General features: G+C 49.8%; 14 protein-coding genes and 1 riboswitch. Of the genes, 10 read left to right on the top strand and 4 right to left on the bottom strand.

The window, feature by feature from the left end:
* Positions 1-6: 6 nt before the first annotated feature.
* Entirely contained in the window at positions 7-906 is a 900-nt protein-coding gene (locus GGC63_RS03080) for a YitT family protein (protein ID WP_412973842.1), read from the top strand.
* A 117-nt stretch (positions 907-1,023) separates the two neighbouring features.
* On the top strand, positions 1,024-1,632 hold the full coding sequence (locus tag GGC63_RS03075) for an undecaprenyl-diphosphatase (RefSeq protein WP_192701049.1): 609 nt from the start codon (positions 1,024-1,026) through the stop codon (positions 1,630-1,632).
* A gap of 363 nt (positions 1,633-1,995) precedes the next feature.
* On the opposite strand, the gene GGC63_RS03070 is transcribed toward GGC63_RS03075, so the two are convergent.
* From GGC63_RS03070 to GGC63_RS03055, 4 genes are all read right to left on the bottom strand, one after another.
* Positions 1,996-3,369, bottom strand: a complete 1,374-nt coding sequence (locus tag GGC63_RS03070) for a YcdB/YcdC domain-containing protein (protein ID WP_192701048.1) — start codon at positions 3,367-3,369, stop codon at positions 1,996-1,998.
* 205 nt (positions 3,370-3,574) lie between these two features.
* Positions 3,575-4,108, bottom strand: a complete 534-nt coding sequence (locus tag GGC63_RS03065; protein WP_192701047.1) for a DUF1572 family protein — start codon at positions 4,106-4,108, stop codon at positions 3,575-3,577.
* A 104-nt stretch (positions 4,109-4,212) separates the two neighbouring features.
* Positions 4,213-4,530: a hypothetical protein gene (locus tag GGC63_RS03060; RefSeq protein ID WP_079908511.1), complete on the bottom strand. Its 318-nt coding sequence runs from the start codon at positions 4,528-4,530 to the stop codon at positions 4,213-4,215.
* Positions 4,531-4,700: 170 nt separating this feature from the next.
* On the bottom strand, positions 4,701-5,567 hold the full coding sequence (locus GGC63_RS03055) for a CAP domain-containing protein (RefSeq protein ID WP_192701412.1): 867 nt from the start codon (positions 5,565-5,567) through the stop codon (positions 4,701-4,703).
* Between the two features lie 8 nt (positions 5,568-5,575).
* Positions 5,576-5,710, bottom strand: a riboswitch (cyclic di-AMP (ydaO/yuaA leader).
* Between the two features lie 377 nt (positions 5,711-6,087).
* Between GGC63_RS03055 and GGC63_RS03050 the strand changes: the two genes are divergently transcribed.
* The 8 genes from GGC63_RS03050 to GGC63_RS03015 all read left to right on the top strand — a co-directional run bounded on the left by GGC63_RS03050 (position 6,088) and on the right by GGC63_RS03015 (position 16,931).
* A complete protein-coding gene (locus GGC63_RS03050) occupies positions 6,088-7,680 on the top strand; it encodes a response regulator (RefSeq protein WP_192701046.1) in 1,593 nt (530 codons plus the stop codon).
* Positions 7,677-9,455: a sensor histidine kinase gene (locus tag GGC63_RS03045; protein WP_192701045.1), complete on the top strand. Its 1,779-nt coding sequence runs from the start codon at positions 7,677-7,679 to the stop codon at positions 9,453-9,455. Before GGC63_RS03050 ends, GGC63_RS03045 begins: the two co-directional genes overlap by 4 nt.
* Before the next feature lie 222 nt (positions 9,456-9,677).
* Positions 9,678-10,538, top strand: a complete 861-nt coding sequence (locus GGC63_RS03040; protein ID WP_412973847.1) for an ABC transporter permease — start codon at positions 9,678-9,680, stop codon at positions 10,536-10,538.
* Positions 10,532-11,392, top strand: a complete 861-nt coding sequence (locus GGC63_RS03035) for a carbohydrate ABC transporter permease (protein ID WP_079908515.1) — start codon at positions 10,532-10,534, stop codon at positions 11,390-11,392. Before GGC63_RS03040 ends, GGC63_RS03035 begins: the two co-directional genes overlap by 7 nt.
* A gap of 22 nt (positions 11,393-11,414) precedes the next feature.
* Positions 11,415-12,971, top strand: a complete 1,557-nt coding sequence (locus GGC63_RS03030) for an extracellular solute-binding protein (RefSeq protein ID WP_192701044.1) — start codon at positions 11,415-11,417, stop codon at positions 12,969-12,971.
* Positions 12,972-13,043: 72 nt separating this feature from the next.
* Positions 13,044-13,874: a phytanoyl-CoA dioxygenase family protein gene (locus tag GGC63_RS03025; RefSeq protein ID WP_079908517.1), complete on the top strand. Its 831-nt coding sequence runs from the start codon at positions 13,044-13,046 to the stop codon at positions 13,872-13,874.
* A 179-nt stretch (positions 13,875-14,053) separates the two neighbouring features.
* Positions 14,054-14,416: a DUF2294 domain-containing protein gene (locus GGC63_RS03020; RefSeq protein WP_192701043.1), complete on the top strand. Its 363-nt coding sequence runs from the start codon at positions 14,054-14,056 to the stop codon at positions 14,414-14,416.
* Positions 14,417-14,579: 163 nt separating this feature from the next.
* Positions 14,580-16,931 carry an FdhF/YdeP family oxidoreductase gene (locus tag GGC63_RS03015; RefSeq protein ID WP_192701042.1) on the top strand — a complete coding sequence of 784 codons (2,352 nt, stop codon included), beginning with the start codon at positions 14,580-14,582 and terminating at the stop codon, positions 16,929-16,931.
* The last annotated feature ends 1 nt before the right edge of the window (position 16,932 follow it).

Here is a 16,932-nt window from a genome sequence, read left to right as displayed (position 1 = left end):
AACGCTATGGTTAAAAAAGAGAACGGGGTAGGGCAAATGAACAACCGGGTGCACAAAAAGAAAACTTGGCTTGAATTTTTGAAGGCCTTCATTTTTATATCCATCGGTGCGGTGATGATGGCCGTAGCCCTTGAGGTTTTCCTGGTGCCTAACGATGTTATCGACGGGGGGATTACCGGGATTTCCATCGTGCTATCCAAACTAACGGCGTTTCCGTTAGGGTTATTTATCTTCTTTATCAATCTTCCTTTCCTGGTCGTCGGCTATAAGCAGATCGGCAAGACGTTTGCGTTCTCCACGCTGTACGCGATTGCCTTGATGTCCGTAGTCACAGCTTTATTGCATCATGTAGAGCCTTTTACCAACGAGAAAATATTGGCCGTTTTGTTCGGAGGGCTCATTCTCGGGTTGGGAGTCGGTCTGGTGCTGAGGTTCGGCGGGTCGCTGGACGGCACCGAGATTGTGGCTATCCTGCTGTCAGAAAAATTCAGATTGCCTGTCGGTCAGATCATCATGTTCATCAACGTGTTTATCTTTATATTGGCCGGCTTTGTGTTCGGCTGGGACTCGGCTATGTATTCCATTTTCACCTATTACATCGCTTCCAAGGTCATGGATATTGTCGTTCAAGGTCTGGAGGAATCCAAATCGGTTACGATCATCTCGAATGAATATGAGGAAATTTCCCATGCGATCATGAAGCGGCTGGGCCGCAATACGACGTATATTTACGCCAAGGGAGGATATTCCAAGGAGGATACCCAAATGATCTATTGCGTCGTTACGCGGCTGGAGCTGAGCAAATTGAAAGCACTCGTTCAGGAAATAGACGAAAGAGCCTTTATTTCCATTCAGCAGGTATCCGATGTGCTGGGAGGTAATTTTGACAAAAGCAGCATCCATTGATACGGTGGGAAAATGATGGTTTGCCGCGATACACGTTTTTTAATGAATTATTAATAAATTATTAAGATTTATGCTTTATACTGATCCCGTCATCTTGATTTGGATGGGGGATTACTTTTGAACTACGCGATTTTTCAATTTATTAATCAATGGGCGGGACAGGGCGGCTGGCTGGACAGCGTGATGGTGTTCTGTGCCCGCGATCTGGTTTGGGTTATGCTGCTCATTCTGGCTGTGCTGTGGATCAGCGGCCGCAGCGTGAATCAAAAAGGAGTATTCTACGCCTGCCTGTCAGCGGCCTTGGCAATTCTCGTTGCCGGGTGGATCATTTCACCTATCGTTGACCACCCGAGACCATTCGTAGAGCATCAGGTGCATCAACTGGTTCCCCATGACGCGGACCCGTCGTTCCCAAGCGACCATACGACCTTCACGTTCTCTATTGCCTTCACGGTATGCATGCTGTTGAAGCGCCGGATGGGAATATTGATGATAGTATTGGCCAGCCTCACAGGCATCGGGCGCGTGTATACAGGGGTTCATTATCCTGCGGATATCGCCGGAGGTATCATCCTTGCCCTGCTGTCCAGCGTGCTGGTCGTTAAATATCGCGGCTTCGCAGAGCCGCTGGCCAAGCTATGCATAGGGATTTACAATAAGATCGCTGCAAAACTTCCGTTCTTGCCGCTAGGCGACAGAGCGCGGGCTCAGTCCAACAAAGCATAATACCGTGCAAGGAGAAAGCCTGTACCCCTTCAAGTAAGGAGGACAGGCTTTACGGTACGGTATAATGAAATAAAGAACAACCTGCCCTTGATTCAACAAAGGCAGGTTGTTCTGTCTTAATACGGCCTTATAGATTAGTAAAGCACACCGCGGGTTACGATAACCAACAAGATAAAGAGAACCAGGATAACACCTACGCTAGTAAATCCGAAACCTACACCACTCATTTGAAATTCTCCTCTCATATGCTTAGTTTTGGAAGGGGGTATTGCTTATTCCCAAAATAAGTATATGTAAGGGGGAGCCCCGGTGCTTGGATCAATGCCCTTACCCGATAAATGGGGCGTCAGTACATTTGGCGGCTCAATAAGTTAAATGGACCCGTTCCCCTGTGACGGCATCGCAAATCGAATCGAAATGCGTCAGTGTGTAGACAAGACACGCTTTAACGGTCTCTTCGGGCGAATGCCTGTCAGCCAGCCGGTAGGACAGCCTGGCCTCGATATGAGGAAATAGCAGCTCCCATGCGGTTTCGGCTACAATCTTAGGCTCACAGCATCCGAGATTGCTTCTTGCTTCTTTATCCGCGTCGCCGCGGCTGGCCTGGAACAGCTTCAAAGCATCCATAACATGAGAGATATTCCAGGTGTCCCGGTCTATAATCAGTCCGATCTTGCCGCCCATGATAGGAATCCCGTGAAGGAAGCGCTGCATCTCGATCTTGATTTGATTTCCCTGCATGCTCTCTACAATTCGGCCGTCCGATTTATGAATAAAAGCGAACTGCCAGGGCTCCTCCGAAACGGATTGCTTGAGATAAGATACGGCGATGTCCAGAGCGCGGGCCGCTTCTTCCTCCGATACAGGCGGGTAGAAGGGATGCGGCGCCGCCAGATCCACGTCCGTGACATGCTCCTCCAGCTTTAACTCATCATAATGTGCCTCGGAAAAGACGGGCTTGCGCACGATATGAACCGTTTGATTGCGCTCCGGCAAAGACGTATCCAAATCGATAATTTCGATAAAATCGCTTTTATCCGTATAAACCAATTCCCCCGTTACTGCATCAAATACATCATGCCTGCATAGATAGAAGGGGTGATCCGAGGGATGAAACAAATTCAAATAGCAGAGCGTCAGCTGGTCTGGCCCTAGCTGCTCCTTGAATATATCCATAGGGATGTATTCGCTGCTGTCCGCAAATTCGCAATCGTCCCATACGCACCAGTAATGAAGCAGCTCGAAGGAACGGTTCAATGTGATATGAAGAGCCTGCTGAGTGCTGACCGGAATCCCGTTATGCTGCCTTCCATAGACGAAATCATAGCGTTTTTCTCCAATTACCGTCTTATTGCGCAGAACCAGTTCCTCCGGGTTGATTCTTGCATCCAGCTTGCGGATCCATTGAAGCACATGGGGATAGACGGCTTCATATTGAGCATCGCTGAGCTCTTCTTTCGGTTCCTTATTGCTTTCTCTATCGTCATGGCGGTAAAAAGCAACCAGCTGGCCGGTCAGGGCATCCAGCTCGGCCCGAATCGTGTGCGGGTTCACGAGCATATTGTCGTCCAGCCTCGGTTCGCCTTGCTTGTTCCACTCGAGCTCTACCTTATAGTAGGGGGCTTGTTCAGGCGAAGAATTGCGAAAAATGCCGCTGGAAACCAATTCGTGCGTATCGGGAATAGAAATCTGCTCACGAAGCTTCGCAATAGCCTGCTGAACGGTAAGTAGTTTCATTTTGGGCAGCTCTCCTTTTTCTTATTATGTTACATACGGCCTTTTTATTGCATGGTTGCCGAATATAGAAAAAAGCCGCAAATCCCTTGGAATTTGCAGCTTTTACAACAATTATTTTGATGGACCTGACCGGCTTTCAATTCCGATAATCCCGGCATGTACCGGAATCAGCCTAGAAGCCAAAGGCCAGGCTTATAGGAGCTTTTCACGGCTTGAAGGCTTTGGATTGTCCGCGGGCAGTGCTGAGCGTCTGCCAATGCTCACTGCTCAAGTGCTTGGCTAAAAATACGATTTGGCCGACATGATACCCGTAGTGGGATACTTGACGCTGGATCGCTTTGATGACCGTATGGGCTTCGCCGCGAATGGCAACCTGGCGCAGCAGATCGTCTGGCTTTAACCCGGAAAGCGCATCGAATAATACGCTCCAGCCCTGCTCCCACAACGCCATCAGCGCAGGACGATCCAAGCCTTTGGGCTCGAATTCGCCGTCCCGGTCTCTTGTAGGCTTTTCCCCGTCGGAAGTCAAGAAATCCGTCCAGCGGGACAGCATATTGCCGTGCATATGAAGAATCATCACTTCAAGAGAGTTCGATTCCTTATCAAGGAGGCAGTGATATTGGGAATCATCCACTTGCTTCATCGCTTTGTCGGCCAATTGCTTCATGCTTTGAAACGCTTCAATGCTTTCTTGCAGAAAAACCTCGTTTACTGATGGACTTTGCTCAGATTGCGCCATACTCCTCATCTCCTACATTCGAATAGATGCCTATTCTTACGATATACGAAGCGGGGACGATTGTATATCAGAATGTTTTTATAAGGAGTATAACGGAAATTTATTTATTCTTCATTCATCGTATAATAATTCAGCATGACGCTTGTAATGCCAAGTACGACGTAGATGACATATTCCCCCAGGCCCGTTAAGTAAGCGAAGGGAAAAATAACAAACCAAATGCCGGCCAGCAGCGAAATCCAGTTCAGCCATGAATTCCAGCCCGATGCTTTGAAAATGAAAGCCAGAAGCGACGCGATGAATTGAAGGGAACCAAAGACAACACTGGTGATAACGGCGCTTTCGTGAGTCAAATCAATCCAATGAGGGCCAAAGACAAACAAGAGACCAATCAACGCAGCCAACAAATTTTTAACCGCCATGATTACACCTCCCGAAAATTGAGATAAGCCATCAACACCTCATAAGGGGTCTATTCTATGTATATGCAAGCGGTTTCAAAATGGTTCGGCGCTTGGCAAAAAAAAGATCTCTATGTACGGCAAAGCCCCCGGTGCATGAAGCGCCGAGGGCTGTGAAATCCTAAGAAATATTAGTTCGCGATAAATTCTTGTACCCATTCGCCGTTGTAGTAAGCAACACCGATTTTGGTGTAGTTAGGGCTCATGATGTTTTGACGGTGACCAGCGCTGTTCATCCAAGCGTTCATAACCTCTTCAGGGTTACGTTGGCCTTTGGCGATGTTTTCACCTGCATAGGTGTAGCTGATTCCGTATTGCTTCATCATGTCAAACGGAGAACCGTACGTTGGGGAAGTATGGTCAAAATAGTTGTTGCTGTACATGTCCTTAGCTTTATCCATGGCCATATTCGCCAATTTGCTGTCGGAAGTCAATGCAGGAAGACCTGCTTTGGCACGCTCTTGGTTCACCAAAGTAACGACTTGGTCCGCGAAGGCGGATTGAGAATCCGTTACAGCTTCTTGGGAACCGCTGTTATTTTCTGTTCCGCTGCCATTGTTCGTAGTGCCGTTCTCGGTAGTTCCGCTGTTATCTGCAGTACCGCTACCGTTATCGGAGCCGTTATCTACAGTGCCGGAACCGGAGCCGGAGTCCGTATTGCCTGTAGTACCTTGGTCCTGACCTTGACCAGGGTTGCAATTAAAGTTCATGTTAGGGAAGTTTTTCCAGATGATTCCTGCCAGCCCTTGGTTATTACCGGAGCCAATCGTTTGCCATTTTCCTTCTTGACCTTTCAACAAGGAATTCAAATCAATATTTCCTAGATTCTGACCTTGGCCTTGCAGCAAGGAATTCAGATCGATTCCGTACTGTTGAGTGATTTGAGACAAATCGCCAGCAGACACAGTATTCGCCGGTGCGGCGGAAACGGCGCTAACGCCGATGATTGGACTAAGGGCCAGTACACCTGTCAAGACAACTTTCTTAAAACCTTTCAACAACAAAATCCTCTCCTTTTCGCGGCCTGCGAGGTTAGCTGACGGATTCGGGTCAAAGAGCAAGCACCCTGCCGCAAGACGCGGCTTCACCCCATAGAATGGGTCCCCCGTGCTTTCATAGAAAGCTTCGGCCTGATAGTTTTGTTTGTTTGCTCATGCCCGGTTCGTTGTGCATCCTGCCGGGCTCTCTTGAGCCACTTCATTGTAGCACGTGCCTATACAGATTTCACGGCACAAAGTCTTCCAACATTGGGCGATAGAAACAACAGCAGCTTCCTTACGCTTGAAGAAAGCCGCTTTGTTTTCATACTGAAGTCCAAAGCAGACAGGCCGCATCTATTAGAAAAAATAGAACTGATATCTTCGAATTTGTCCTGCTTTAATACGTGAAATGAAAGAGTTGTGAAGCTCAACAGCATTTTATACTTTTTTACAAGATTACTGTATAGGTGCTCCGAAATCGATATGCTATGATGAGATCACTACTGGATTGTAAGCGTCTTCTTGGGAGGGATAGCGGATGCATCCATCGCAATTGTTAACCGTGTTAGTGGTAGACGATGAACTGCCGTTAAGAGAGGAGCTCCGGCTCTTTCCATGGCACAACAGCCTTGCCGAGCTGGTAGGGGAAGCGGAAAACGGTGAAGAAGCATTGGAGCTGTGCCGTAAGCTCAGACCCGATGTGGTGATTACAGATATTACGATGCCCGTTATGGATGGTATGGACTTATTTCGGCGGATCAAGCAGGAGTTTCCGCTGACGCAGGTTGTGCTCTTGACCTGTCATAGTGATTTTGCCTATGCCAAGGAAGCATTGAAGCTGGGGGCTTTAGAATATTTGATCAAAGTATCCCTGCTGGATACGGAACTGGAGCATGTGCTGAATAAAGCCCGTGAAGCTATTCAGCGGGAGTACAATTATAGGCGCAATGAGATAGACAGGCAGCGCTGGGAGCTGACAAGACTGTTAAGCAGCACAGGCAAAGAACCAAAACGGGTGGAAGCGATAGATGCCATTTTAAAAAGCTGGAGCGTCTTATGGCCAATAAGGATTATCCGTCTGCATGTCAGTGTCCGGCCGCAGGAGGAAATGTTCGCCCATCATGAGCTCCAGTCTTTGTTAAGTGAGCGGGAGCTTACCGATGACCGTGACAATCCGTGCTGGCGTTGGATAACGCTTGGACCGACGGATTATATATGGATCCAGCGGGCTGCCCCAGAAACAGGGACGACCATACTGCTCTCAACCAGGCAGTGGCTGGAGCGGCTTCAATCCGCCATCGATGTGCGGGCCTCTTATTTAAGTGAAGCCGTAAGCCTCTATGCCGTCATTGGGCCTAGCATTTCATCCGGGGTTGACTTGCTGTCTGCCATTGAGCTTACCAAGCTGCCAGCCACGGCTGTTTTCTATGATACAGGGGGGGCTGTTTATGAAATGTCAGCGGCTTCAGGAACGATCCGGCCATCAATCAGCCGATCGGCTGTAGATGGAACCCTATCCAATGCGTTAAATTTTGAAATGCTGACGGAGCTTATGAGACAGACAGCGGCCGATAAGGCGCTGTTAATCGAATTTTGCCAGGGACGGCTAACGGAATGGGTGAATCAAGTAAGGCCTGAGCCCGCTGGCTTAAAGTCGTGGCTGATCTCCAACCGGAAAGAATGGATGGGGGAGCGAGATAACGCTCAACAGCAGGAGCTTATCCAGAAGCTGCAAGCATCAAGAACGGCTTCGGAGCTCCTGTCGATGGTCATTCGGGAGGTGGAAAACCGGGGGAAGCTGAAGTATCGCAAAGAAGTGGCACAAGCGATACAGCTCATCTCCAATCATATCGCAGAACCGATTACATTAACGTGGGCCGCGGAACGGGTAGGGCTCAGTTCCTTTTACTTAAGCAGATTATTCCGTGAAGAGGTAGGCGAGTCGTTCAATGAATATGTGACGATGAAGCGAATCGACAAAGCCATTCATCTGTTACAAACAACAAGCCTGAAAGTATACGAGGTTGCCGAGCAAGTGGGGATTCCGAGCTATCGCTATTTTTCTGTGCTTTTCCGCAGCCGGACTGGCGTTTCTCCAACGGAATATAAGAAAGGCGGTGCCGGGGAATGAAACGATTGTTGAAATGGTTTCGAAGCAGAAGCATAGCGACGAAGCATTCGTTGTTTCTTTTTAGCGGCACCCTGGTGCTGTTCGGGCTGCTGGCTTGGAACAGTTTACACGATGCGGAGCAGCTGTTCCGGAAGCAGGTGCTGTCCGACGCGCAGGTGATAATTGACCGTACGAACCTTTATATGGACGCCTATCTGGACAATGTTCAAAACATTCTTCTCCTGCTTTCGGCACGGGAGGATCTATTCGAACCCGGGCAAGAGGAGGAGGCAGTCAATGTACTGCGCACCTATGCAGCCAATAACAGCACACTGTACAAAACCTTATATTTCGTACGTTCAGACGGTAAAGTGCTGTCCAACACCCAGGTTTATTACGATATTATCGGCAATCCGCATCTTGCTCAGCTCTACGAGCAAGCCCGTAAAAATTACGGTGTCATGATCAGCGAGCCGTATGAATCTCCGTTATCAGGCAAGACGGTCGCCTTCCTATTTCCTATTAGGTCCAAAGCAGGCGATCAATTGAAAGGGATGGCTGTCGTGGAAGTGGATTTAGTGAGGCTAACGACCATGCTATTACAGCTCATGAGCTCCAAGAATCAAACCTTTACGATTATTACGAATAAAAATCACGTGGTCAATACATACGATACGAGCTGGCCGATGTTTTATTATGATCTGCTGCCGTACAATACGAAGGTTTTTCCGCCGGATCTGAACAGCGATTTTATCGAACAGGTTGGGGATTTGCCTGTAGGTGTGACAGAAATAGATGGAGCAAGAAGTAAGCTTGTCGCTGTCAAGTCAGGGATGAATAAGCTTGGCTGGTACTTTGTTTCTTTTATCGAAGACCGTTATTTTTATCAAAACATCATTAGTTTATACAACAACTATAGGGCGGCTGCAGCGGTATGGATTCTGCTGTTGCTGATAAGCTCCTATATCATGAGCCGCTATATTACTTATCCGGTGCGTATGCTCGTAGCCAAAATGGACCGTGTCCGCGATATTGAGGTGCTGCCGAGCATATCCGTTCAACGGGAGGATGAGATCGGGCGGCTGGCCAAGAGTTATAACGCGATGATGGAACGGATCCATGGGCTGCTGGTAGAGACAAAGGAAATGGAGCAGCGCAAGAAACAGTACGAGCTCAAGATGCTGCAAAGCCAGATTGCGCCGCATTTCTTATATAATACACTTGCTTGCATAAGCAGCTTGGCCAAGCAGCAAAAAACCGATGCCGTGCGGGAGACGATTCGTTCTTTGGTCGGCTTATTGTCGTTCAGCTTCGACAAGAGCAGTGAATTCGTGTCGCTGGAGGAAGAACTGGAAGGACTCCGGATGTATGCTCACATTCAAACGGTGCGTTACGGGGATAAGTTTACCTTTCAAATGCAGATTGCTCCTGAGACGCTGTCTTGCAGCATCTTAAAGCTGACCCTGCAGCCTTTAATGGAAAATGCCATCTTCCATGGCTTAGCTCCGCGAAAGGTCCAGGGGATGATCCGAATCCGCACGGAACTGCGGCGCGGACGGCTTATTGTTTATCTTCGCGACAATGGGGTGGGGATGGACTCCGATCAGCTGGAGAATGTATTCTCCGAACGCAAAAAGGCGCCCAGCAAGCACCGCTTTACCGGCATCGGCATCATGAATGTGCAGGAGCGGATTCAGCTTCATTTCGGGGGACAATTTGGGCTGCGTATCGCCAGCTTGCCTGACGTAGGCACCTTGATTCGGATTGAAATTCCGGCTTATATACATACCAATTAAAGCGTTTGCAAGAATTGAGACAGTTTCGCAGGATCACTGTATAGAACCTCTGAGAACAGGTCGGTATACTTAATTTTGTAGAAGAAAACGCATACAAAATGAAGAGGAGGTGATCTTGTGGAGCGGCAGCTTTCGATAAAAGACGTACAGATGATAAAGCAAAAGGAACAGGGGCTGAAGCTGCTTCGCCGAAGGATATGGGGGTTTCGGGCTTTTTATATCATGCTGCTGCCGGGGGTCCTGTATTACATTGTATTCCGCTATTTCCCGATGTACGGCGTCATTATCGCCTTCAAAGATTTCAATATGCTGGAGGGGATTGTCGGCAGTTCATGGGCGGATCCGTGGTACAAACATTTTCAAACGTTTTTCAACTCGCCACACTTTTCTCAGCTTTTGCTGAACACGACACTCATCAGCCTGTATAAGCTGGTTTTCGGAACGGTACCCCCGATTCTCATGGCGCTGTTACTTAACGAATGCCGGGTGCGCTGGTTCAGGACTGTCGTTCAAACGTTGACGTACATGCCGCATTTTTTATCCTGGGTCATCATTTATGGGGTACTGATTGCTTTATTCTCGCAAAACTCGGGTCTCGTCAACCGCTGGCTAGTGGAATCGGGAGGCAGCTCGATCGGGTTCTTAACCTCTACGGATTATTTCCGGACGATACTGGTCGGCTCTGAAATATGGAAAGACCTCGGCTGGGGGGCCATCATTTATTTGGCGGCGATGACGGCCATTGATCCGACGCTGTATGAGGCAGCAAGAGTGGACGGTGCCGGCAGGCTGAGGATGATATGGCATATTACGATTCCAGGGATTCGCAACGTTATCGTGCTTCTGCTTATTTTAAAGCTTGGCACCATTCTGGATGCAGGCTTCGACCAAATTTATATTTTGTATAACATTCAAGTGTATCAGGTCGCGGATATTTTGGATACCTGGGTGTTCCGAACCGGGCTGCAGCAGCTGAACTTTAGCTTGGGTGCCGCTGTAGGGCTCTTCAAGTCCGTGATCGGCATGATCCTGGTTATCGGCTCCAATCAGCTGTCCAAGAAATGGGGGGAAGGGATATGGTAAAAAGCTTCGAGGATCGCTTCATCAATGTACTGGTGTACATGGTGCTTGGCTTGGCGGGCGCGGCTGCCATATTTCCCCTCATGTATGTTTTCTCGGTATCGATCACCCCTTTTTCAGAGGTGCTTAAGAACGGGGGATTCATTTTACTCCCCAAGTCGGCGACGTTTACCGCCTATGAGAAGCTGCTGACCGAGTCCGCTATTCCTCGCGCATTCTGGGTGACGGTGTACATTACCATAGTAGGAACGGTGATTAATCTTGCGCTGACCATTTTGATGGCTTATCCGCTTAGCCGCAAAATGCTGCCCGGCCGTCAAGTCTTCCTGCTGCTTGTCGTATTCACGATGCTTTTCAGCGGAGGGCTGATCCCGACCTACCTGGTTGTTAAATCGCTAGGCCTGCTGGATTCGGTATGGTCTATGATTTTGCCCAATGCGGTATGGAGCTTCAATGTGCTTATTATGAAAAGCTTCTTTGAAAACCTGCCTGAGGAGCTATTCGAATCGGCCCGGATGGACGGAGCGAAGGAATTTCGCATTCTGATGCAGATGGTTGTCCCGTTATCGGTTCCTTCACTGCTTACGGTTGGCTTGTTTTACATGGTAGGGCATTGGAATGAATTCTTTCAAGCAATCATGTATGTCACCGACCGCACCTTGTTCCCCCTTCAAGTCATTATCCGCGAGCTGTTGATGCTCACGCAGCAGCCGCTTGAAAATGCGGAGAACATGCTGCCTACCGAAACGATGCAGATGGCGTCGGTCGTTATGGCGAGCTTACCTATTATTATCATTTATCCTTTTATTCAAAAGCACTTTACCAAAGGCATGCTGCTCGGTTCTGTCAAAGGTTAATCAAAGATAAAGGAAGAAGGGGATGGCATTGACCAAAACAAGTAAGGCGCTCATTGTTTCCGCAAGTATGATGATTGTCGGCGGCAGCGTTCTGGCTGGATGTAACAGCGGGTCTACGGCGAAGCCCGCACAGCAGGCGGCAGGCAAGGATGCGCCCGCTGCGGCTTCTTCAGGGAAGCCGGTCAAGCTGGATATTATCGAGAATGCGAATGGCCTGCCGGCTCCCGATCAGGACATCATTAAGCAGGAGCTGGATAAAGTGCTCGGAACGGATCTGAATTTGACGGTATACGCGTCCGGGGACGATTATAAGAATCAGCTCAATGTCCGAATGGCCTCCGCTAATTTCCCCGATTTGTTCATGGTAGACCGTCAGCAGCTGAAGCAGTTTTCCGATCAAGGCCTGCTTCTTGATTTGACGCCGTATATGGATTCGAAGCTGAAGACAGTCAAAGACTTTATAGGGGCGGAAAGCTTGAAAAAAGGGACGATGAACGGCAAAGTATATGCCGTCTCCAAAACGCCTCAAATCCCGTACGATACGTATTTTATCCGTAAGGATTGGCTCGATAAGCTCGGTATGCAGATCCCGAAGACGACCGATGAGCTGTTCGAGGCTGCCAAAGCATTCGTGGAGAAAGACCCGGACGGCAACGGCAAAAAGGACACGATTGGGATCACTGGCGGTAAATTCGGAGCATTCAATACGATCTTCGGCGCTTATGGAATCGGGTTCTCCGAAAATGTCCCGAGCCTCTACGTGAAAGACAATAAGCTGATCAATTCGCTGTATGACCCTGCTATGAAGGATGCTCTTACGTTCATTAACAAGCTGACGGCATCGGGTGCGGTAGATCCCGAGCTGATGGCGAACTCCGGGCTGCAGCACCAGCAAAAGGCGATCAAAGGGCAGGCGGGGATCATTTATATTGACTGGCCGAATATGACGAAGGATCAGTTCGTAGATCAGATTAAAGCGGTGAATCCGAATGCGAACTGGGTTCAGGTCGATGCGGTGAAAGGGCCTGGAGGCCAGGTGGCTAGCTCATGGGATATCGGGAAAACGGCGGGATTGTTCGCCATACCCAAGACGCTGGAGAAAAATCCGGAGAAGCTGCAGAAGGTATTCGATTTGCTTAATTATGTATCTACCAAGGATACAGGATCTTTGCTCGTGCAATATGGCGTTAAAGGCAAGCATTACAACATGGAGGGCTCGAAGGTCATTCCGACGGATTTGATGAACAAGGAAGGCGGGTACTTCTGGTTGTATCAGTTCACTGGACGGCCGGAAATGGAATATTTGCAGGTTAAGTTCGCCAAGCAGGCTCCTTTTATCGAGTTTGCCAACAAGCAGCCGCGAATTCAAGCGCTGAACGGCTTCGTCGATTATCCGAACGGGTATAATGCGGCAGACGCGAACCGGTATATCGAAGAAGAGCTGGCGAAGTTTATCTACGGCAAACGACCCTTAAGTGAATATGATAGCTTCCTCAAAACGCTCGAATCGTCGATGAATTATAAAGCTTATATGGATGCAGCACAGAAGCAGCTTAAGGATCTCGGGTATTTAAAATAGCCATTGGACTGTATGAGGCGGGAGCCCCGCGGCTCCCTTTCGCAAATGATAATAAAAGAGGAGTGTTATTCCATGACTTCGTCGTCCTTAGATTTGCAAGCCCTTGTGAACCAATTCCAGGATCAGGGCTATCTGGTGCTGCGCAATGTGTTGACACCGGAGAAGGTCGAGCGGTTAAATGCAGCCATTGATGGAATCATTGCGCAAGAACCGGAGGCCCTTGCTTATAACATCTATAACAGTGTCGAGCGTCACGAAGAAATCGCATCCTTGATCGACGAGCCGACTTTGCTTCCGCTCATGGTTCAATTGCTGGGCCCTAATCTTCAGCTGCATATATCGCATTTGACCATCCGCAAGCCGAATCCGCAGGATGAGAAAACAGCATCACAAAGCTTTATTAACTGGCATCAGGATGGCCCGCATCCTCAGTTTCCCAAAATCAACGGGGTTACGTCCACCTACTATATTAAAACATGCTATATCCTAAGCGATATGTCCGAGCCTAATCGCGGCAACACCAAGATCATTCCGGGCTCTCATAATCGGCCGTTTCAGCCGGTTTCGCAAAATGTGGACGATATGCTTCAGGAGGAAGTCCAAATCTGCGGCAATCCCGGCGATGTGTTTATTTTTCCGCAAAATTTGTGGCATGCCGGTGCGCCTAACCGTTCCGGCTTTACACGGAGACAGCTGTTTCTAGGCTACAGTCCGATTTGGATGCGGCCCATTGATTATCGAACTGCATCGGAAAAACTCTTAAAGGATGCATCGCCAATCCGCAAGCAGCTGCTGGGTGTGATTGATGATAATCCGTTCAAATATTACGTTCCGGACGAATCGATGATCCCTTTAAAGCAGCAATTTAGGGGTGATTCCGGAAAGAGCGAGTATGCTCAGTAATCGTTTCAGGAATAGCTCTCGTATAGAAGGTAAGAACTCCATTAGGAATCGAAATAGATGAAATGCGGAATCGGCTTCATGCGCTGTAATAGCGGGGAGCCGAATTTGTATTGGGATTGAACAAAGCCGGCCTCCGTGATAAAATTTGGTTGAAGATAAGTAAATGAGGTTATCCATGTATGAACAAAACCGAAGCGGAATTCAGCAATTTAGTGAAAGCGTTTCGAAAACGCCACATGGGCAAAGGACCGCGTGAAATCCGCACGACCTTCTGCAAGCATTGGGCGATCTGCGAGATGGACGGCAATCTTTCACCTGTAGAGAAGTTTATTGCTTCCGGGACGGATGGCAAGCAGGCTCTGCGCACCGCGCGAACCGAAATGGTGAAGGAGATGTACAAGAACAATCCTCCGGTGGAGATGGAGCAGCTGCTCGGAGCTAAATTTCTCGAACTGTTCGTCGATATTGATTTGGAAAAAGATTTTGGAATGTCTATCTTCGTATTTGATCAGGACATTCAAAGCAAATTTGCCGTAAAATAATTTCATCATGTGCCGTTGGCACTTGGCAGCGAACCTGCTTAAGACTAACCGCCGCAGTAGACACTTCTTTTTTTATGAGATGTAAAAAGAGAGGCTGTTTGCTGCGGTTTTTTCATTGCCGGCTCATAGGCTGCAAATAACAAGATCATAGGTGGGAATCCATATGGGAACAACGAAGCATAACGGTCCGATTCGGCTGCCGAAGCGGCCAGATCCCAGGCTGTGGGTCAGCAAGGCCCCGTTCGGGCTTGGACAGGTAAAGCCGCATCATATTAAGGAGACTATGAAGATTGCGTGGGAGAACCGCGATCAGCTGCCTTATGCCTATCGCATTTTAACTCAGGGTGTGTGTGATGGCTGCGCTTTAGGGGTATCCGGTTTATACGACCGAACGCTTGAAGGGCCGCATTTGTGCACAACAAGGCTGAACGTACTGCGGCTTAATACGATGCCGGCCATTCGTCCGGAGGTGCTGCATCAGGATATCGGAGAGCTGGAGAAGCTCGACAGCACGGCGCTGCGCAAGCTCGGCCGAATCCCTTATCCCCTGATCCGCCGCAAAGGAGAGACCCGATTCTCCCGAATATCCTGGGATGAGGCGCTAGATACGATTGCCGGCAAAATCAGGGAGATCGACCCTAAGCAGCTGGCGTTTTATTTGACGGCACGAGGGATTACGAACGAATGCTATTATGCGGCAGCCAAGGTAGCCCGTCTGCTGGGTACGAACAACATTGACAATGCGTCCAGAATATGTCACTCCCCGTCCAAAACGGCTTTGAAGCGGTCCGTTGGGATAGGGGCATCCAGCTGCAACTACAAGGATTGGATCGGCACGGATGTACTGGTGTTTTGGGGCAGTGTGGCGGCGAATAATCAGCCGGTCTCGACCAAATATATGTACGCTGCCAAACGAAAAGGCACGAAAATTATCGTGATCAATCCTTACTACGAGCCTTCCATGGAGCAGTACTGGATTCCGTCTATCCCGGAATCGGCGCTGTTTGGCACGAAGCTGGCCGATGACTTTTACCAGGTGAACATCGGCGGGGATATCGCCTTCATGAACGGGGTCATGAAGCATTGGTTCGAGATGGAGGAGCAGCAGCCGGGAAGCGCTGTCGATCATGCCTTTGTGCAGGAGCACACCAAGGGGTACGAGGAGCTCAAGACGCATGTCTTGAAGAAGGATTGGGCGCTGCTGGAGAAGTCTTCTGGGCTAACCCGGGAACGTATGCTTGAATTTGCCCGGCTGCTGTCCGGTGCCCGTTCAGCGGTATTCGTCTGGAGCATGGGGCTGACCCAGCACCGCTTCGGTACGGATAATATATCACAGGTTGCGAATTTGGCTCTGCTCCGCGGGTTTCTCGGCAGAGAACACTGCGGCTTGATGCCGATTCGCGGTCATAGCGGGGTACAGGGCTCCGGCGAGATGGGCGCCGATCCCTTCAGCTTGCCGGGAGGGGATTTTAAACCCGGAGATATCGAGCGCATGGAGCGTCTGTGGGGCTTCGAGCTGCCCAAATGGCAGGGAGATATCGTAGGCGTATCGTTAGAGAATGCGCTCCTGCCGGAGGATCACGAGCGGAGACTCAAAGTATTTTACACGTCCGGCGGTAATTTCCTGGAGACGATGCCGGACCCGGAGTTTATAAGGCGGTGCCTGGAGCAAATCGATATCCGCGTCCATCAGGATATCGTGCTGAATACGTCCACGCTCGCGGAGGCACGTGAAGCGGTCCTTGTGCTTCCGGCGATGACCCGGTACGAGCAGCCGGGAGGGGGCACGTCCACCTCGACGGAACGGATGGTCTATTTCTCTCCCGAGATCGACGGGCCGAGAATAGGAGAAGCGCGCGCCGAATGGGCGATCTATGCCGAGCTTGCGGCCCGGGTGGACCTGCAGCACCAGCAGAAGGTGGGCTTTGCCACAGCGCAGCAGATCCGGGAGGAGATCGCCAGAGCGGTGCCCTACTATGACGGCATTCAGCATCTGGCGAACCGGGGGGACGTCTTCCAATGGGGCGGAGCCTGGCTGTGCGAGGACGGGATTTGTCCGACGCCGGACGGCCGCGGGCAGCTGCTCCCGATTGAGCTGCCGGAGCTTCGAAAGCCCGAAGGGCATTTCATGGTGACGACACGCCGCGGCAAGCAGTTTAATTCGATGATCTATAGCGAGACGGATCCGTTCAACAACGCAGACCGTTATGATGTGCTTATGAACGAGGAGGACGCCGGAAGTATCGGCCTGCGGGCAGGAGACGCCGTCGTGGTCTATAACCGTCATGGGCTGATGCACGGGCGATGCAAGTCGGTACCCATCCGGAGGGGTAATATCGAGGTACATTGGCCTGAGGGCAACAGCCTGATCCCCAAAGGGGTCTATGAGCCTCATGCAGGGATACCGGAATACAATATTGCGGCCGTGGTCGAGAAAGCGGAAACGTATCATGCCTTTAAGGATACCCGGTATGTGGAGAAACGGATTGCGGAGCTGGAGACGGAAATGGAGTGAC

The sequence above is a fragment of the Paenibacillus sp. OAS669 genome (assembly GCF_014873645.1).
Taxonomy (GTDB): domain Bacteria; phylum Bacillota; class Bacilli; order Paenibacillales; family NBRC-103111; genus Paenibacillus_S; species Paenibacillus_S vulneris.
Note: the sequence above shows the minus strand (reverse complement) of the source record. Positions and strands in the feature narration are given on the sequence as shown.